The sequence below is a fragment of the Clostridium sp. J1101437_171009_A5 genome (genome assembly GCF_015547905.1).
GTDB lineage: Bacteria > Bacillota > Clostridia > Oscillospirales > Oscillospiraceae > Pseudoflavonifractor_A > Pseudoflavonifractor_A gallinarum.
The window spans coordinates 22,171-38,234 of sequence record NZ_JADMVY010000008.1; the positions used below are offsets into that span (position 1 = coordinate 22,171).

The window sequence follows — 16,064 nt, forward strand, 5'->3', positions numbered from 1 at the left end:
AATGACAGCACTGGATACCATCCGGGAGACCATGGCCCGGTATCTGAATGAAAACGGCGTGGCCGCCATCACCGCCTGGCCTGAAGAGAACCGGGCACGCCCCCAGGGAGCGGTGGCGGCGGTCTCCCTCCGGGCATGCGAGGGAAAAAACGCGGGGTTTCAGAATTACCTGGGGGAGCGCTACAACCAGGAGAGCGGCCGCTGGGAGGAATTATATGGCCGGCGGGTCACCCTGACCTTTGGGCTGGACCTCTACGCCGGGACTGGCGGGACGGAGGGAGAGAAGCAGGTGCGCGCGGCCTTTGACCGCATGGCCGAGGCCCTCCACCGGGGAGGACCGGACGGATTGAAGATCAAGAGTCTCTCCTGTGGAGAGACCGACTATGACAGGACGGCGGACCGCTACCGCTGCCCGGCGGAGGCGGTGTGTGAGGCCTTCCTCTATGCCGTGGCCGACGAGGGCGGGACCTTCCTGGAATTTGAGGTGAAAGGAGCGGCACAGTTTTGAACCAGATCACAAGCCATGAGCGCCCGGGAGTCTACTCCTCCTACGAGGCGTCCACACTGGTCAGCGCCAGCCGGAGGGGCGGCGTGGTAGGCATCGCGGCCAAGAGCGGCAGCGAGCACAAAAATACCCTCTACCGGCTCAGCCGGTATGAGGAGGCGGTGAGTACCTTTGGGGAGGGGGATACCCTGACGGGACTCATCCGCCTGCTCTTTCAGAACGGCGCGTCGGCAGTCTATGCCGTGGCGGCGGGGGAGGAGGGCTATGACACCGCCTTCTCCCTGCTGGAACAGGCCGAGGGACTGACCGCCGTGGTGTGCGACAGCACCGAGCTGAGCGTGCAGCAGGCCCTGCGGCAGAGTGTGCTGGAGGCCTCGGCCGCCCGGCGGGAGCGCATTGCCGTCGTCAGCGGCGGAGCGGAGGGCGTCAGTGAGCTCACCGAGCGGGCCCAAGCCCTCAACTGCGAACGGGTCGTACTGGTGGCCCCCGCGCTCTCCGAAGGAGAGGGCGCGGAGCTGGCCGCCGCCGTGGCAGGGGCCATTGCGGGGGAGACCGATCCCGCCGTGCCCCTGGGCGGCGCGGAGCTGACCGGAGTGGGCGGCCTGAGCGCCGCATACGGAGACAGTGAGATCGATCTGCTGGTCCGGGGCGGCGTGACCCCGGTGGAGGAGGTGGGGGGCATATGCTCCGTGGTACGCGGGGTCACCACCCGGACTACCACCGGAGAGGCCCCCGACAATACCTGGCGGGAGCTGACCACCATCCGGATTGTGGATGATGTGATCCCCGCCGTGCGCAACGCCCTGCGCGCCAAGTTCCGACGGGCCAAAAACACGGAGCAGAGCCGGGGGGCCATCCGTTCCCAGGTGGTGCTGGAACTGGAAAACAAGCGCAGCCGGGAGATCATCACCGACTACGGCGAGGTGCTGGCCCGGGCGGATGAGGAGAATCCCAACGTGTGTGTGGTGGAGTTCTCCTTTACCGTGGCCCACGGCCTCAACCAGATCTGGCTGAGCGCCCATATCACGGTGTAAGAGAGGAGGAAGGGCGATGAATGTAGCGGGATTTCCCACCAGCAGCGACATCTATCTGGAGGTGGACGGCAAAAAGGTGGCGGTGGTGCAGAGCTACGCCGCCAAGAGCAGCAAGACCAGCAAGAATGTGGAGGCCTTCGGTGAGGATCAGCCGGTGGCCGCCATCCCGGGCCAGCGCACCCATGTGATCGAGCTGACCCGGCTCTATGCCACCGACGAGGCCATCCGGGACGGCATCGATTTCCATTCCCTGGAGGATTTCAGCCTGGTCATCTGCAAGCCGGACCGGAAGATCCTCTATTCCGGCTGCCAGTGGAGCAGCATCCAGGAGAGCGGCGCGCTGGGCGCTATGGTGGTGGAGAAGATCACGGTGGTGGCCGCCAAGCGCATCGAGACTACTGTATGAGCGGGCTGTGGCAGATCCTGAGCGCCGGCGCCCGGCGGCTGGAGGCGGGGGAGGGGTATACCCTGCGCCTCCTCTCCGCCCGGGAGACCCTGGAGGCGGGGCGGGAGAGTGAAGAGCTGGCGCGCAATGGCCGGGAGAAGGCCCTTTGTGCCAACGCCTGCCTCCTGGCCCGGGCGCTGGAGAAGGACGGCGTTCCGGTTTTTCCAGACGGGGGCGCGGTGTTGGAGGGGCTGAGTGCCCGGCGCATCGGAGACCTGGCCCGCCGATGGGCCGAATTTGACCGGGCGGAAAATCCCTCCATCCGGGAGGAAGAGAGGGCCGCTGCCCTAAAAAAAGCCTGGAGCACACGCCGGAAGAACGGCTGCGCTGGCGTGTGCTCAAGACCTTCGGCGTGCTGCCCTGCGAGGAGCGGGCCGCAGCCATGCTGGAGCGGGATTACCTCTGGTGCGCCCTCCACCTGATGCTGGACGACGAGGAGGAGCTGGCCCGGCTCTGTCCCACCTGCCGCAGCCAGGCCCAGGAGGGCCGCTGTCCCGTGTGCGGGGAGCCCACGGGCCTCTGGGAGGAGAGCCACAATGTGGCCTTTGATCCTGAGCGCTTTGCGGCGTTGAGCCGGGGGGTGAGGCCATGATCGACTATCTGGCGATGCTCCTGGAGGAACAGGTCTGGGAGGACGAGGAGGAGACCGCTTCCCTGGAACTTCCACCGGAGGGCGGCACGGTGTGGAAAAAAGGAAGGGCAGAGCGCGCTCCGGAGGGGGAAATGGTTGCACCGGAAGCGGCGGACACCTTTCCGGCGTGGCTGGAGACAGAGAGAGCGGCGGTGCAGCGGGAGCCTGTCTGGGAGGAAAAAGAGGAGCCCTCTGCCCAGGCGGAGGAAGCCCTTCCGGAGGGGGGAGCCTCCGGGGAGGAGAGCGTCCTGGAAGTGCTCCGGAGTGGAAACACATCCCCATTTCCCCGTTGGGCGTCCCCCCGATACAGTTCAGGGACTGCTCACCGGGAGAGCGGGATCTATCCTCAGCTGAAGATGGGACAGGCGGCGGTGGCCTATGCCCGTCAGCGGGGAAACGCAGGGGGGCTGCTGCTGAGCCGGACCGAGCCGGAGGAAGGGGCCGCCCCCCTCCCGGTGGGAGAGTTGGACCGGCTGGTGGAGCGGGACGCCCGGCGCTATGACGGGGCCCGTCCACTCTACTGAGCGGAGAGAAGGAGGATGGAGCATGCTGAGCGCCATGCGCTACAAAGAATTTACCTGGCCCCACAATCCCAGGACCTATACGATTGAATACCAGCGGAGTATGGCGGTGAACAAGGTGCCCTTCGGGCGCTATCACCTCCAGGATCTGGGACCCACCCGGCGGGTGATGCGGGGAGAGGGGGAGTTCGTGGGGGAGGACGCCTATGCCCAGTTCCAAAAGCTGGCCTCTGTCTTTTACCGGGAGGGGCCGGGACTGCTGGTCCACCCGGTGTGGCAGTGTGCAAAGGCCTATTTTGTGGAGCTGTCTCTTCGGCAGGAGCCCCGCAGAGACTATGTGAGCTATACCTTTACCTTCTGGGAGACCTTTGAGGAGGAGAACAACGGCATCACCATGGCCGGGACGGGGAGTGCCTCTTCGAGCGGCCAGGGGAGCACCAATACCGGAACGGGGGAGACCTGGCACACGGTAGAGCGGGGTGAGAGCCTGTGGAGCATCGCCCAGGCCTACGGGATATCCCTCACAGATCTGATAACACGCAATCCCCAGATCAAAAACCCCAATTATATCCGGGTGGGAGAGAAGGTGCGGATTTCCTGATGGAGTGTTGGATTGAGACCTGGGACGGCCGGAAGGAGAGGCTGCCCCAGGCGCTGGAGTGGACCTTTTCTTACGGTGTGGGGACCCCCTGCGACAGCTTTACCCTCCAGTGCGCCTGGGGGGAGAGCCACAGCGCACTCTGGGGAGAGGGGGTCACCTTTTGGGCTGAGGAGGGAGGAGAACGACTTTTTACCGGGCGGCTGGACGAGGTGGAGACCAGCTGGGATGCCCGGGGCGGCCTCCTCACCCTCTGTGGACGGGGGATGGCAGCGCTGCTCTTGGACAATGAGACAGTGGGGGCCCAGTATCAGGCCGCCGTCTGGGAGGATATCCGGCGGGGGTATGTGGAGCCCTACGGTATCCGCTGCACCGGAGGAGAGAGCCTGCGGGCGGTGGAAGGATTCACGGTGGAAAATGGCGCCAGCGCCTGGACGGCGGTGGAGACCTTTGTCCATCGCTGCAACGGAGTGGAACCCTGGTTTGACCGGCAGGGGGTCCTCCACCTGGATGGATGGAGGAGCGGAACCGAGCGCACCCTGAGCGGGAAGCTCCCCCTGATCTCCGCAGTTTGGCGGGAAAAGCGGTACGGGGTACTCTCCGAGGTGCTGGTGCGGGACCGGATGGGGACCGTGTCCCAGACGGTGCGGAACGAGTTCTTTCTGGCCCGGGGCGGGCGGTGCAGACAGGTCCTCACCCTGCCCGGAACGCGGGGCTATGAGGCCATGCGGTACAGCGGGTCCTATCAGATTGGAGAGTCTGCCCGGGAACAGGAGGTCCTCACCCTGCGTCTGGCCGGGACCGGGGCCGCCTGGGTGGGAGACCGCCTGAACCTGGATATGCTCCGCCCGCGGCTGACCGGGTGCTGGCGGGTACGCGCCTGTGAGACCGGTGTGGGCCGGGAGGGCGGCTTTACTGAGCTGAAGCTGATACGAGAGGAGTGATATGATGTGGCTGTCCCAGAAAAGGCCGGAACGGTGGGAGAGTCCCGCCCAGGTGGGTGTGGTCACCCTGGAGGGGGACCCGGCCGCCGTCTATCAGAGCGGTGAGCGGCGGGACCTGCCCGTCTTTGCCCCGGGCGGCTACTGCTGGCGGCCCGCCCTGGGCGCAGAGGTCCTGGTCCTCAAGACCGGCGCCCAGGGGGAGGGGGCCTGTGTGGCAGGTACCAGAATAACGGCCAATGTAGCGCCCGGAGAGGTGCGGATCCAGAGTGAGGGCGGCGCCTCCATCACCCTGGGGGCGGACGGTACCATCCGGCTGGAGGGTGACGTACTGGTCAACGGTGTCCACCTGCCGGGGACGGGAGGGGGAGAGATATGGAGCTGATGATGCAGAACGGGGACTATGTATCCGACGGACGGGGCGGCGTAAAGCGGAGCGAGGGGGGTGAGGAGATCCTCCAGCGGGTCCTCTTCCAGCTCAGTGCCCGGCGGGGAGCCTTTCCCCTGCTGCCCCAGGTGGGGAGTGAGCTGTGGCGGCTTCCCCGGGCAAAAGAACAGCAGCGGGCGGCTCTGGCGGCGCAGTATGTGTCCCAGGCACTAGCCGGGGAGCGGGATCTGGAGATCGATGAGTGCGTACTGGAGGAGCGGGAAGGAACGCCCTGGCTCACCGTGCGCCTGACTTGGCAAGGGACGCCCCTGGAGGCGGAACTCGCGCTATGAGAGGGGAGAGGACATGAAAGAGATGGAGGAACTCTACCGCGAGATGCTCGCGGAGTTCCAGAGATTGACCGGGACGGCCATGACCGGGGAGAGCGATCTGGCGGTGCGTCTGTATGCGGTAGCGGCCCAGGTCCACGCCCTGTATGTACAGAGCGACTGGGTGACCCGGCAGTGCTTCCCCCAGACGGCCACAGGCGAATGGCTGGATCAGCACGCCCAGCTGCGTGGGGTGGAGCGGCGGGAGGCGGCCGCCGCAGAGGGGATCATCCGCTTTTTCCTGGCGGCCGCCGCCGAGACCGGTGTGCTCATCCCAGCCGGGACGGTGTGTATGACGGCGGGATTGATCCGTTTTGAGACGCTGGAGGACGCCACAGTCCCGGCAGGCTCCCTCCAGGTGGATGTGCCTGCCCGCGCGGTGGAGACCGGGAGCGGCGGCAATGTGGGCGCGGAGACGGTGACCATGATGGCCCTCCCGCCGGTGGGGGTGAGCCGGTGCAGCAATCCCCAGGCCTTTACCGGGGGAAGCGCAGCTGAGACCGATGAGGAGCTCCGCGCCCGGGTGCTGGAGACCTTCCGGCGGATGCCAAATGGGGCCAACGCCGCCTTCTACGAGCAGGGGGCCATGTCCTTTGAGGAGGTGGCCGCCGCCGCCGTTCTTCCCCGGAGCCGGGGCGTGGGGACGGTGGACGTAGTGATTTCCACCCGGCAGGGACTGCCCGGAGAGGACCTGCTGGAAGAAGTGCGGGCCTATTTCCAGCTCCGGCGGGAGATCGCCGTGGATGTGCAGGTGAAAGCCCCGACGCCCAGAGAGGTGGCCGTGTCGGTCCAGGTGGCTCCCGCACAGGGCTATTCCATGGAGGAGGCCAAGGCGGGGGCCAAAGAGGCGGTGGAGAGCTGGTTTGACGGGACCCGGCTGGGCCAGAGCGTCCTGCGGGCTGAGCTGAGCGGACGGGTCTTCTCCGTCCCCGCCGTGGGCAACTGCACGGTGACGGCGCCCCAGGCCGACGTGGTCCTTCAGCCCCAGGAACTGCCGCGGCTGAGCGGCGTGACCGTGGAGGAGATGCCATGAGCTGTGCCCGCTATTTGAAAGAGATGCTGGCTCCCCTGCGGGTCTACCGGCTGGAAGGGACCCTCAACGGCGCCGAGCTGGAGAGCATCGGCATGGCGCTGGACGGTCCTACCGGGGCGCTGGAGGAGTTGGAACGGGAGATGCTCCTCACCACGGCGGAGAGCTGGGGACTGGACCAGATCGAGTCCCTTCTGCGCCGCCGCCCGGTGGCACAGACCCCCCAGGACCGGCGAGAGGCCCTGGCTGCCCTGCTGCGGATCGGCGGGGACAGCTTCACCCTGGCGGCCATCAACGACAACCTTCGGGGATGCGGCGTCAACGCGGTGGTCAGCGAGACAGATACCCCCGGGACCGTGGAGGTCCGCTTTCCCGATGTGCCGGGCATTCCGGATGGATTTGACGAGATCCGGGAAATTTTAGAGGACATCCTGCCCTGCCATCTGCTCATCCGATATGTGTACTGGTATATTACCTGGAAGATGTTGGAGGAACGGTTTTCCTGCTGGGGGGAGATCGAGGCAATGGGACTGAGCTGGGGAGAGCTGGAGAAACTGGTGAAGGAGGAGATCTGAGTGCGCGCAGAACAAGAGGGGCGGCATGTGATCCGCTATACCAAGGAAAAGAGCGACCGGGTGCAGGAGGCCATAGAGCGTCTGGCCCGCATCCGGGCCGCACAGCTGGATGACGGCACCGCCAGTACGGTAGCTGATCTGTTCGACGAGTGGAGCCCGGGGATATACTACGCCAGAGGGGGGCGCATTGCCGACGGGGAGGGAAATCTCTACCGGGTGGAGCAGGACCATACCTCCCAGGCCGACTGGCCGATTTCCTCCACGCCCAGCCTTTACACCCCTCTGGGGGTGACCGAGGAGGACCCGGAGGCCATCCCCCTGTGGCGGCAGCCTCTGGGGGCCCACGACGCCTACCCCAAGGGGGCAAAGGTGGAGTATGAGGGCGCGGTCTATGTCTCTCTGGTGGACGGCAATGTGTGGCCGCCCAACACCCCGGGCGTGTGGCAGGCGGACTCCACGCAGCGTTGATTGCGCCGGGGAGCGGCATAGGGTATACTGAGAGGGACGAGGAGGCGAGCAGCACATGGACTGTGAAAAGATCGGCGCCCTGATCCGGGCGGCCCGGCGGGAGCGGGGCATGACCCAGAGAGAGCTGGGGGAGGCTCTGCACATCAGTGACCGGACGGTGAGCAAGTGGGAGTGTGCCCAGGGGTGTCCCGATGTGTCCCTGCTGCCCGCCCTGTCGGCCCGGCTTGGAGTGGACCTGGAGCGGATGCTCTCGGGAGATCTGGAGCCCAGCCGGGAGAAGGGAGACAGTATGAAGCGAATTCGTTTTTTTGTCTGCCCCCACTGCGGCAATGTGGTGACAGCCACCGGGGAGGCTTCGGTCTCCTGCTTCGGTCGGAGGCTGGAGGCCCTTACGCCCCAGCGAGCGGAGGGTGTCCACCGGCTTCGCGCGGAGGCGGTGGAGGATGAGTGGTTCCTCACAGCGGAACACCCCATGGAGAAGGGGCATTTTCTCTCCTTTGTGGCCTTTGTGACGGGGGAGCGGTGCCTGCTCATCCGCACCTATCCGGAGTGGGAGATGCAGGTGCGCATTCCGCGCAGAGGCCATGGAAAGCTGCTCCACTACTGCACGGAGCACGGACTGTTCTACCAGCTGCTATAACAAAAGCCCTGATCCCGGACATATTCACGTCCGGGATCAGGGCTTTTATCATAAAAGCGATCAATCCTCGTTGGAGTAGGTGCAGAGAAGGGTACCGGCGGCATCGTAGGCCCGGCAGGTATAGGAGAGAGAACCGCTGTCCGGCATGGAGACATCGGTCTGGAGGAGCCAGATCCCGCTGTCCGGGGCGGTCTCGGTGAGGGAGAGGGTGGTGAGATGGTCCCCGTTTTGAGCTCCGCCCCGCCAGCCCACGGTGGCTTCCACCCGCTCCACCGCCGGGTCGGTGGTAAAGGCCAGGGCACAGATCTCGGAATACCAGGTCCAATCTGGCATGCCGTCCTTCCACCCCAGAGATTCGTTATACATGGAGTTTTCCAATATGGTCAGACAGAGCGGCTCGGAGAGGGGAAAGTTGGTATCCAGCCACGGAGTGGAGGTATCCCGCCAGAGACCCAGGAAGTGCTGCAGTTTGAAAAGCCGGTATCCGTCCTCATACTGCCGGAGGACCCAGGTGAAGGAGCTGGGGGGATCGTCCGCCGGGAAGGCGTGTTCCATCCGGACACTGCCCCGGGCGACCGTAGTGCCCCGGGGAAGGATGGCCTGCTGTTCCAGACGGACCAGGGCCAGCTCCTGGGTGGGCATGGCAAAGCCGGTGCAGGCCCACAGGAAGAGCAGGGAGAAGACCAGAAACAGGAGGCTGGCCAGAAGGGGCCAGTAGGCCCGGAGCCAGAGAATCCGTCGTCTCATTTTGCACCCACCTCCTTATCCCAGGTCACGGTGAACGTGACTTGCTCGCCGTTCCAGGCCCGGAGGGACAGGGGGGCGGTGGGGGATGCGTCCTCCTCCAGGGAGAAGATCAGCTCCCCGCCGGTGGTCAGCAGCCGGGACCACTGGGGAGAAAAGCGGACGTTCAGCCGATAAGAGGAAGGCGAGAGCTCGGTGGCGTTGGCATACTCCAGCCCGTCGCCGGGGTGTTCCAGCCAGAACTGGGGGTGGGAGATGGTGACTGGGATATGGACCTCCCGCCGGGCATCCTCGTAGTCCGGCAGGACCAGGGAGGCACTTCCCTCCGCGCGGATAGTGTAGATCCCCAGCCGTCCGGTGCCTCGGGCTGTGCCGGTGGAGAGGACAGGCTCCTCCGGCGGAGAGGGGTAATCTCCCGGAAAGAGAAACCGCTCCTCCAGTGGAAAGCCGTGGGAGAGGAGAAACGCGCCCAAGAGAAGAAAGAGAAGGGCCAGGGCGGTGAAGAGGATGGGGAGACGGCGGGGACAGTAGGGATAGAGCCGGTCCAATGCGGCGCCCAGGGCGTAGGGGTCCCCCATGGCCTGCACGGCCCGTTCCCGGGCCACGTCGGGCGGGACGCCCCGGTCCTCCAGTGCGGCGGCATGGTCCTCCAGATGGGCGGTGAGTTCCTCCGTCACGGCGGCGCGGCCGTCCTTGGAATGGATGAGACGGCACACCTGCTCACAGTAGCGGGAAAAGGGATTCAGCATAGGAGCACCCCCGTTATGCCGGGGAGAGGGAGCCCTCCCCCTCGGCCACGATGGCATCCACCAGATGGCGGAAGGTGCGCCACTCCTCCCGCTTCTCCCCCAAAAGGGTGAGACCGGTCCGTGTGATGTGGTAATACCGGCGCTTGCGGCCCGAGGGGGCCTCCTTCTCATAGGCGGTGACCGCTCCCTCCCGCTCCAGACCGTGGAGGATGGGGTAGAGGGTGCCCTCCCGCAGGGTAAAGGTGTGGTCACTCTTCTCCTCCAGGGCGGCGATCATCTCATAGCCGTACTTGTCCCCCGAGGCGAGGAGGGAGAGGACCAGCAGGGTGGTGCTGCCCGAGAGCAGATTTTTGTCGGGTTTCATGTGGGACCTCCTTTCTTCGGATACCTTTCTTATCTAGGTATATTTTACCTAGATAATCGAGGTATGTCAAGGCGCGGCGGAAATTTTGGAATTGTATTTTTGGGCCGGAAATGGTATGGTAAAAGGGAACTATGTGACCGGAAATGGAGTGTCAACGATGCTGGAGAAGATCGAAGCAGTTTTGAATGAAAAGGTGCGCCCCAAGCTGGCCGAGCACGGCGGGGACCTGAAGGTGCTCAAGTACGAGGGGGGCGTGGTCCACATCCAGCTCCTGGGCCAGTGCTCCAACTGCCCATCGGCCTACCTGACCACCGAGAGCGTCATCCAGGCCGAGCTCATGGAGGCCCTGCCCGAGATCAAGCAGGTGGTGGTGGACCAGACGGTCAGCGACGAGCTGTGGGAGCAGGCCAAGTCCATCCTCCGGGGCGACCCCAAGTGGAAGCGCTGAGAGAAGCATACCGAAAAGCTGAGCCCCGGCGGAGGTCCGCCGGGGCTTTCTGCTGTCTCGGGAAGAAAATTTTTGCTTGAGGGCAATGAAAGGGAGCCGGAACCGCGTCTAATGGGTGAAAGGGGGGAAGGGCTGTGAAGGAAGCGGAATACATCCGGCGGGCTGAGGAGCTCAAGGTGCGGCTCTACCGGACGGCCCGGCTCTATCTGGGCGGGGAGCACGCCGCTCTGGACGCGGTGGACGAGGCGGTCTACAAGGGCCTGCTGGCCTGTGGAAAGCTGCGGGAGCCGGCCTACTTCGACACCTGGCTCACCCGCATCCTCATCAACGTGTGCAACAGCGAGCTGCGCCGGCGCAAGCGGGAGCGGGCCATGGAAGAGCTGCCCGAGACGGCGGTGGAGGCCTTTGACGCCCTTCCGCTGCGGGAGGCAGTGGAGCGACTCCCCCGGGAGCTGCGGGCGGTCATCGTGCTGCGCTATTTCTCCGGGTATACCCTGGCGGAGACCGCCCGGGCGCTGGAGCTTCCGGCGGGAACGGTATCCACCCGGCAGCGGCGGGCCCTGGAGCTGCTGCGGCTGGAACTGAGTGAACAGGAGGTGTGAGCATGGATCGGAGACAGGAATATGAGGCCCTCCTCCGGGAGCTGGAGGAGATCCCGCCCGCGCTGGAGTACACGGTGCAGCGCTCACTCGCCCGCCGGCGCCGCCGGCGCTGGGGGAGGAGACTGGGGATCCCGGCGGCCAGTCTGGCAGGTGTGTTCACCGCCTTTGTGGTGCTGGTGAACACCTCCATGCCCTTTGCCATGGCGTGCAGCGGCGTGCCGGGGCTGCGGGAGCTGATGGCGGCTGTGGCCCTCTCGCCCAGCCTGAAGGCGGCAGTGGAGCACGACTACGCCCAGTATATCGGCCAGAGCCAGACCGACAACGGCATTACCCTGCGTCTGGAATACCTGATCCTGGACCAGGGGCAGATCAGCTTTTTCATGGAGGCGGAGGGGCCCTATGAGAGCTACCTGGTGAAGGCCAAATGTTTGGATGGAGCGGGGAAGGAACTCCAGGGGGGACTGGGGATCTCCAGCGTCAGTTTTGCGGGAGATACCCTGGCCAATGCGGTGAGCTTGGTGGCCGACGACTCCTTCCAGTTCCCGGAGGAGATGCGGATGGAGTGTCGGGTGGAAGGGCAGCGCCAGACCGACGGAATCGCTCCGGAGGCAGCGCCCGGGACGGGGAGTGCGGATGGGGAAGAGCCGGAGGCCACCTTCGTCTTTACCTTCCCGATGGACACCCAAAGCCTGAACGACTGCTGTTCCCTCCCTGTGGGGGACTGGGTGGAGGTGGACGGACAGCGCCTGCGCTTTGGCCTGGACAGCTATCCCACCCACGGCCGCCTGACGGTGGAGGAGCACCCGGACAACACCGCCCGTCTGGCCGGGATGGACTTCTATCTGGAGGATGAGACCGGGCGGCGGTACGAGGACGATCCCGCCGGTTCGGTAGCGGCCATCGGCAGCCGCCGCATGTGCGACACCACCTATTTTTCCGATCCCGCTCATCTGACGCTCTACATCACCCGGCTAGAATGGCTGGACCAGGGCCGGGAGCGTGTGACGGTGGATCTGGAGACCGGAACGGTGGAGGGCGTGCCGCCCGAAGGGGTGAGTGTATATGCCCGCCGGGTCGGCGAAAAGGAGGCCGAGGTGGCCTTCCTGGCCCCCAATCCCCCGGAGAGCAGCGAGACAAACATCGTCTTGTACCAGGTGGCCCAAGAGGTGCGCTGGAAGGACGTCAGCGGCGCAGAGCAGACCGCCTGGAGCCACAGCAGCAGGAGCGGAGGGGAGATCTGGCCCGGGACACCCTGCCCGGAGGGCTATTTTGCGGAGATCTGGAATCTGGAGGACTGCCCGGACACTGTGGAGATCGACCTGCACTTCTCCCGGCGCAATACGCTGGAGCAGCCCATGGAGGTCACGCTGCAATAGCGGAGCAGAACGACAAAAGGGGCATGGCCTTTTGGCCATGCCCCACTTTTATGGACAGATCGATTTACTTGAGCTTGATGGTCATGAGCAGCTCGCCCGCCTTGACGGAGGAGCCCTCCTGGATGAGGACCTGGTCCACCGTGCCGGCCTTGCGGGCCACCACGCTGGTCTCCATCTTCATGGCCTCGATAACGGCCACCACCTGGTTCTCCTCCACGGTGTCGCCGGGCTTGACGCTCACCTTGGAGACCATGCCGGGGATGGACGCGCCGATCTGGCTCTTGTCCTCGGGGTCGGCCATGGTGACCGGACGCACCTGGGAGACCGCGTGCTTATCGGGCACGGCCACCTCGCGGCGCATACCGTTGAGCTCGAACTGCACGTTGCGGGTGCCGTCCTCGTTCAGGTCGCCCAGGCCCAGGTACTTGATGACCAGGGTCTTGCCGTCCTCGATGTTGATCTTGTTGGTCTCGCCCAGAGCCAGACCGTTGAAGAACACATGGCTGCCCATGCGCATGATGTAGCCGTACTCCTTCCGGTGGCGGCAGAACTCCTCCACCACCTTGGGATACAGGCACCAGGAGATGACGGTGCGCTCGGAGGCCTCGGGGTAGAACTTCTGGACCTCTTCCCGGGCCTTGTCGAAGTCGATGGGCTCCAGCAGCTCGCCGGGACGGCAGGTGATGGGCTCCTCGCCCTTGAGGACCACCTTCTGGAGATCCTCCGGGAAGCCCCAGGCGGGCTGGCCCATCATGCCCTTGAAGTAGGACACCACCGAGTCGGGGAAGGTGAGGGCCTCGCCCCGCTCCACGACGTTCTCGGGAGTGAGCTGGTTCTGCACCATGAAGATGGCCAGGTCGCCCACCATCTTGGAGGAGGGGGTCACCTTCACGATGTCGCCCAGCATGTGGTTGACCTTCACATACATCTCCTTGACGTCCTCGAACTGATGGCCCAGGCCCAGGCTCTCCACCTGGCTCTTGAGGTTGGTGTACTGGCCGCCAGGCATCTCGTAGCGGTAGATGTCGGTGGAGGGGTTCTTAATCCCGGCCTCAAAGTTCTCATAGCGCAGGCGCACGTCGGCCCAGTAGTCGGAGAGATTCTGGAGCTTTTCGGGATCGAGACCGGTGTCCCGCTCCTGACCCTGGAGGGCGGAGACCACCGCGTTCATGGAGGGCTGGCTGGTCATGGAGGACATGGAGTCGATGGCGCAGTCCACGATGTCCACGCCGGCCTCGGCGGCCATCAGGTAGGCGGCCACCTGGTTGCCCGAGGTGTCGTGGGTGTGCAGGTGGATGGGCAGGCCCACCTCGTTCTTGAGGGTGGTGACCAGCTTCTTGGCGGCGTAGGGCTTCAGGAGGCCGGACATATCCTTGATGCACAGCATGTGGGCGCCCCGGCGCTCCAGCTCCTTGGCCATCTTTACATAGTAATCCAGGGTGTATTTGTCCCGCTTGGGATCCAGGATGTCGCCGGTGTAGCAGAGGGTGGCCTCGCAGAGCTTGCCCTGCTTGAGGACCTCGTCCATGGCCACCTCCATACCGGGGATCCAGTTCAGGGAGTCAAAGACGCGGAACACGTCGATGCCGGTGCGGGCGGCCTCCCGGACGAAGGCCCGGATGAGGTTATCGGGATAGTTGGTATAGCCCACGGCGTTGGCGCCGCGCAGAAGCATCTGGAAGGGAATGTTGGGGATCTTCTCCCGCAGCATCTCCAGCCGCTCCCAGGGGGACTCGTGGAGGAAGCGGTAGGCCACATCGAAGGTGGCGCCGCCCCACATCTCCAGGGAGAAGCAGTCGTTCAGGATCTCGGCGGTACCCTCGGCCCCCTTGAGCATATCCCGGGTGCGCACCCGGGTGGAGAGGAGGGACTGGTGGGCGTCGCGCATGGTGGTGTCGGTGATGAGGAGCTTCTTCTGATCCAGCACCCAGTCCCGCACGGCCTCGGGGCCCTTTGCGTCCAGAAGCTGCTTGAGGCCGGTGCACTTGGGCGGGGTCTGCTCGAAGGGCGGGAAGCGGGGGATGTCCCGCTGGACCCGCTCGGCGGAGGGGTTATCCACCTGGATCTGGGCGATGTACTTGAGCACCTTGGTGGCACGGTCCCGGCTGTTCTCAAACTCGAAGAGCTCGGGAGTCTCGTCGATGAACTTGGTGTGGCACTTGCCAGCCCGGAAGGTGGGGTGGTTCAGAATGTTGGTGACGAAGGGAATGTTGGTCTTGACGCCGCGGACATGCTCCTCGCTGATGGCGCGCAGGGCCTTGCGGCAGACCGCCTCAAAGGTGGAGTCCCAGGAGGTCACCTTGACCAGCAGGGAGTCATAGTAGGGGGAGATCACCGCGCCGGTGTAGGCGTTGCCGCCGTCCAGACGCACGCCGAAGCCGCCGCCGGAGCGGTAGGAGGTGATCTTGCCGGTGTCGGGGGCAAAGTTGTTGGCCGGGTCCTCGGTGGTGACGCGGCACTGGATGGCGTAGCCGTTCATCTTCAGATCGCTCTGGCTGGCCATGCCGATCTCGGGGGTGGAGAGGGGCTTGCCCTCGGCGATGAGGATCTGGGCCCGGACCAGGTCGATGCCGGTGACCATCTCGGTGACCGTGTGTTCCACCTGGATGCGGGGGTTCATCTCGATGAAGTAGTGGTTGCCGTCCTTGTCCACCAGGAACTCCACCGTGCCGGCCGAGACATAGCCCACGTGCTTGGCCACCTTGACGGCATCCTCATAGAGGGCCTGACGGGTCTTTTCGGGCACCGACCAGGCGGGGGCGAACTCCACCACCTTCTGGTAGCGGCGCTGGAGGGAACAGTCGCGCTCGCCCAGGTGGACCACATTGCCGTACTGGTCGCCCAGGATCTGCACCTCGATGTGCTTGGGCTCCACCAGGTACTTCTCAATGAAGATGTCCTCGTTGCCGAAGGCCTTCTTGGCCTCGCTCTTGACCAGCTCAAAGGCGGGCTTGACCTCCTCGGGGCTGTCGCAGCGGCGCATGCCGCGGCCGCCGCCGCCGCCGGCCGCCTTGAGGATGATGGGGAAGCCGTAGGAGATGGCCTTCTCCAGCGCCTCGTCCCCGTCCTTCAGGGGCTGGGTGGAGCCGGGGATGGTGGGGACGTTGCAGGCGTGGGCGATGGCCTTGGCGGTGAGCTTGTCGCCCATCTGGCCCAGGATCTTGGAGGAGGGGCCGATGAAGGCGATCCCCGCCTCCTCACAGGCCCGGGCAAAGTCGGCGTTCTCGCTCAGGAAGCCGTAGCCGGGGTGGATGGCATCCACATTGCGCCGCTTGGCCAGGTCGATGATCGCGGGGATGTCCAGGTAAGCGCCCAGGGGGCTCTTGTTCTCCCCGATGAGATAGGCCTCGTCCGCACGGGTGCGGAAAAGGCTGTATGTATCCTCATTGGAATAGATGGCCACCGTGTGAAGTCCCAGGTCGTAGCAGGCGCGGAAGACGCGGATGGCGATCTCGCCGCGGTTTGCCACCAGGACTTTTCCGAAGGAGTGTTCTGCCATGGGGAATACCGTCCTTTCTTGCATTAATATGAAGGAATTCCTGCAATACCTTGCTGTGCATTCTTGGGATGCTTCGGTGAATTTGCCTTTATTTCCTTCAAAACAGCCATTTGTTTTACGAATATTATAAGTCTAGAC

General features: G+C 64.8%; 21 protein-coding genes. 17 read left to right on the forward strand and 4 right to left on the reverse strand.

Annotated elements, in window-relative coordinates; translation table 11 throughout:
• The first annotated feature begins 1 nt into the window (after position 1).
• Genes I2C21_RS11345 through I2C21_RS11410 form a run of 14 tightly spaced genes read left to right on the forward strand, consistent with a single transcriptional unit; the run spans position 2 to position 8,144 of the window.
• Positions 2-508 carry a hypothetical protein gene (locus I2C21_RS11345; protein ID WP_195279328.1) on the forward strand — a complete coding sequence of 169 codons (507 nt, stop codon included), beginning with the start codon at positions 2-4 and terminating at the stop codon, positions 506-508.
• On the forward strand, positions 505-1,539 hold the full coding sequence (locus I2C21_RS11350) for a phage tail sheath C-terminal domain-containing protein (protein ID WP_207730627.1): 1,035 nt from the start codon (positions 505-507) through the stop codon (positions 1,537-1,539). Before I2C21_RS11345 ends, I2C21_RS11350 begins: the two co-directional genes overlap by 4 nt.
• Before the next feature lie 16 nt (positions 1,540-1,555).
• A complete protein-coding gene (locus tag I2C21_RS11355; RefSeq protein WP_101691614.1) occupies positions 1,556-1,945 on the forward strand; it encodes a hypothetical protein in 390 nt (129 codons plus the stop codon).
• Positions 1,942-2,406 carry a hypothetical protein gene (locus tag I2C21_RS11360; protein ID WP_235964326.1) on the forward strand — a complete coding sequence of 155 codons (465 nt, stop codon included), beginning with the start codon at positions 1,942-1,944 and terminating at the stop codon, positions 2,404-2,406. Before I2C21_RS11355 ends, I2C21_RS11360 begins: the two co-directional genes overlap by 4 nt.
• On the forward strand, positions 2,367-2,576 hold the full coding sequence (locus I2C21_RS11365; RefSeq protein ID WP_101691615.1) for a molybdopterin oxidoreductase: 210 nt from the start codon (positions 2,367-2,369) through the stop codon (positions 2,574-2,576). Before I2C21_RS11360 ends, I2C21_RS11365 begins: the two co-directional genes overlap by 40 nt.
• Positions 2,573-3,139: a hypothetical protein gene (locus I2C21_RS11370; protein WP_195279329.1), complete on the forward strand. Its 567-nt coding sequence runs from the start codon at positions 2,573-2,575 to the stop codon at positions 3,137-3,139. Before I2C21_RS11365 ends, I2C21_RS11370 begins: the two co-directional genes overlap by 4 nt.
• A gap of 34 nt (positions 3,140-3,173) precedes the next feature.
• Entirely contained in the window at positions 3,174-3,737 is a 564-nt protein-coding gene (locus I2C21_RS11375; RefSeq protein ID WP_195279384.1) for a LysM peptidoglycan-binding domain-containing protein, read from the forward strand.
• The gene (locus I2C21_RS11380) at positions 3,737-4,678 is read left to right on the forward strand and encodes a hypothetical protein (RefSeq protein ID WP_195279330.1); all 942 of its coding nucleotides are present in this window, start codon (positions 3,737-3,739) and stop codon (positions 4,676-4,678) included. The genes I2C21_RS11375 and I2C21_RS11380 overlap by 1 nt, the downstream gene beginning before the upstream one ends.
• A gap of 1 nt (position 4,679) precedes the next feature.
• Entirely contained in the window at positions 4,680-5,060 is a 381-nt protein-coding gene (locus I2C21_RS11385; RefSeq protein ID WP_286167284.1) for a hypothetical protein, read from the forward strand.
• Entirely contained in the window at positions 5,051-5,395 is a 345-nt protein-coding gene (locus I2C21_RS11390) for a hypothetical protein (RefSeq protein WP_186963544.1), read from the forward strand. The genes I2C21_RS11385 and I2C21_RS11390 overlap by 10 nt, the downstream gene beginning before the upstream one ends.
• A gap of 13 nt (positions 5,396-5,408) precedes the next feature.
• Complete coding sequence (locus tag I2C21_RS11395) at positions 5,409-6,464, forward strand: baseplate J/gp47 family protein (protein WP_195279331.1); 1,056 nt, start codon at positions 5,409-5,411, stop codon at positions 6,462-6,464.
• Positions 6,461-7,036: a DUF2313 domain-containing protein gene (locus tag I2C21_RS11400; RefSeq protein WP_195279332.1), complete on the forward strand. Its 576-nt coding sequence runs from the start codon at positions 6,461-6,463 to the stop codon at positions 7,034-7,036. The genes I2C21_RS11395 and I2C21_RS11400 overlap by 4 nt, the downstream gene beginning before the upstream one ends.
• Positions 7,037-7,504, forward strand: a complete 468-nt coding sequence (locus I2C21_RS11405) for an alpha-amylase (RefSeq protein ID WP_195279333.1) — start codon at positions 7,037-7,039, stop codon at positions 7,502-7,504. It begins immediately after the preceding gene.
• 55 nt (positions 7,505-7,559) lie between these two features.
• The gene (locus I2C21_RS11410) at positions 7,560-8,144 is read left to right on the forward strand and encodes a helix-turn-helix domain-containing protein (RefSeq protein WP_195279334.1); all 585 of its coding nucleotides are present in this window, start codon (positions 7,560-7,562) and stop codon (positions 8,142-8,144) included.
• 60 nt (positions 8,145-8,204) lie between these two features.
• On the opposite strand, the gene I2C21_RS11415 is transcribed toward I2C21_RS11410, so the two are convergent.
• From I2C21_RS11415 to I2C21_RS11425, 3 genes are read right to left on the reverse strand one after another with little or no spacing between them, the layout of a single operon-like run.
• Positions 8,205-8,891, reverse strand: a complete 687-nt coding sequence (locus tag I2C21_RS11415; RefSeq protein WP_101691623.1) for a hypothetical protein — start codon at positions 8,889-8,891, stop codon at positions 8,205-8,207.
• Complete coding sequence (locus I2C21_RS11420) at positions 8,888-9,637, reverse strand: permease prefix domain 1-containing protein (protein ID WP_195279335.1); 750 nt, start codon at positions 9,635-9,637, stop codon at positions 8,888-8,890. The genes I2C21_RS11415 and I2C21_RS11420 overlap by 4 nt, the downstream gene beginning before the upstream one ends.
• Before the next feature lie 13 nt (positions 9,638-9,650).
• The gene (locus tag I2C21_RS11425) at positions 9,651-10,001 is read right to left on the reverse strand and encodes a PadR family transcriptional regulator (RefSeq protein WP_186963536.1); all 351 of its coding nucleotides are present in this window, start codon (positions 9,999-10,001) and stop codon (positions 9,651-9,653) included.
• 157 nt (positions 10,002-10,158) lie between these two features.
• Here I2C21_RS11425 and I2C21_RS11430 point away from each other — a divergent pair, with 157 nt between their 5' ends.
• The 3 genes from I2C21_RS11430 to I2C21_RS11440 all read left to right on the forward strand — a co-directional run bounded on the left by I2C21_RS11430 (position 10,159) and on the right by I2C21_RS11440 (position 12,427).
• Positions 10,159-10,449, forward strand: a complete 291-nt coding sequence (locus I2C21_RS11430; RefSeq protein WP_101691626.1) for a NifU family protein — start codon at positions 10,159-10,161, stop codon at positions 10,447-10,449.
• 134 nt (positions 10,450-10,583) lie between these two features.
• Complete coding sequence (locus tag I2C21_RS11435) at positions 10,584-11,051, forward strand: sigma-70 family RNA polymerase sigma factor (RefSeq protein ID WP_195279336.1); 468 nt, start codon at positions 10,584-10,586, stop codon at positions 11,049-11,051.
• Between the two features lie 2 nt (positions 11,052-11,053).
• Positions 11,054-12,427, forward strand: coding sequence for a DUF4179 domain-containing protein (locus I2C21_RS11440; protein WP_195279337.1), 1,374 nt, complete (start codon positions 11,054-11,056; stop codon positions 12,425-12,427).
• Between the two features lie 64 nt (positions 12,428-12,491).
• On the opposite strand, the gene I2C21_RS11445 is transcribed toward I2C21_RS11440, so the two are convergent.
• Positions 12,492-15,926: a pyruvate carboxylase gene (locus I2C21_RS11445; protein ID WP_195279338.1), complete on the reverse strand. Its 3,435-nt coding sequence runs from the start codon at positions 15,924-15,926 to the stop codon at positions 12,492-12,494.
• Between the last annotated feature and the right edge of the window lie 138 nt (positions 15,927-16,064).

What these genes read in the sequence shown, in the direction of transcription:
- I2C21_RS11380 (WP_195279330.1), top strand. Translation starts at nt 3,737, where the DNA reads ATGGAGTGTTGGATTGAGACCTGGGACGGCCGGAAGGAGAGGCTGCCC.
- I2C21_RS11415 (WP_101691623.1), bottom strand. Translation starts at nt 8,891, where the DNA reads ATGAGACGACGGATTCTCTGGCTCCGGGCCTACTGGCCCCTTCTGGCC.
- I2C21_RS11440 (WP_195279337.1), top strand. Translation starts at nt 11,054, where the DNA reads ATGGATCGGAGACAGGAATATGAGGCCCTCCTCCGGGAGCTGGAGGAG.
- I2C21_RS11420 (WP_195279335.1), bottom strand. Translation starts at nt 9,637, where the DNA reads ATGCTGAATCCCTTTTCCCGCTACTGTGAGCAGGTGTGCCGTCTCATC.
- I2C21_RS11400 (WP_195279332.1), top strand. Translation starts at nt 6,461, where the DNA reads ATGAGCTGTGCCCGCTATTTGAAAGAGATGCTGGCTCCCCTGCGGGTC.
- I2C21_RS11425 (WP_186963536.1), bottom strand. Translation starts at nt 10,001, where the DNA reads ATGAAACCCGACAAAAATCTGCTCTCGGGCAGCACCACCCTGCTGGTC.
- I2C21_RS11365 (WP_101691615.1), top strand. Translation starts at nt 2,367, where the DNA reads ATGCTGGAGCGGGATTACCTCTGGTGCGCCCTCCACCTGATGCTGGAC.
- I2C21_RS11445 (WP_195279338.1), bottom strand. Translation starts at nt 15,926, where the DNA reads ATGGCAGAACACTCCTTCGGAAAAGTCCTGGTGGCAAACCGCGGCGAG.
- I2C21_RS11395 (WP_195279331.1), top strand. Translation starts at nt 5,409, where the DNA reads ATGAAAGAGATGGAGGAACTCTACCGCGAGATGCTCGCGGAGTTCCAG.
- I2C21_RS11370 (WP_195279329.1), top strand. Translation starts at nt 2,573, where the DNA reads ATGATCGACTATCTGGCGATGCTCCTGGAGGAACAGGTCTGGGAGGAC.
- I2C21_RS11390 (WP_186963544.1), top strand. Translation starts at nt 5,051, where the DNA reads ATGGAGCTGATGATGCAGAACGGGGACTATGTATCCGACGGACGGGGC.
- I2C21_RS11360 (WP_235964326.1), top strand. Translation starts at nt 1,942, where the DNA reads ATGAGCGGGCTGTGGCAGATCCTGAGCGCCGGCGCCCGGCGGCTGGAG.
- I2C21_RS11385 (WP_286167284.1), top strand. Translation starts at nt 4,680, where the DNA reads ATGATGTGGCTGTCCCAGAAAAGGCCGGAACGGTGGGAGAGTCCCGCC.
- I2C21_RS11430 (WP_101691626.1), top strand. Translation starts at nt 10,159, where the DNA reads ATGCTGGAGAAGATCGAAGCAGTTTTGAATGAAAAGGTGCGCCCCAAG.
- I2C21_RS11375 (WP_195279384.1), top strand. Translation starts at nt 3,174, where the DNA reads ATGCGCTACAAAGAATTTACCTGGCCCCACAATCCCAGGACCTATACG.
- I2C21_RS11410 (WP_195279334.1), top strand. Translation starts at nt 7,560, where the DNA reads ATGGACTGTGAAAAGATCGGCGCCCTGATCCGGGCGGCCCGGCGGGAG.
- I2C21_RS11355 (WP_101691614.1), top strand. Translation starts at nt 1,556, where the DNA reads ATGAATGTAGCGGGATTTCCCACCAGCAGCGACATCTATCTGGAGGTG.
- I2C21_RS11345 (WP_195279328.1), top strand. Translation starts at nt 2, where the DNA reads ATGACAGCACTGGATACCATCCGGGAGACCATGGCCCGGTATCTGAAT.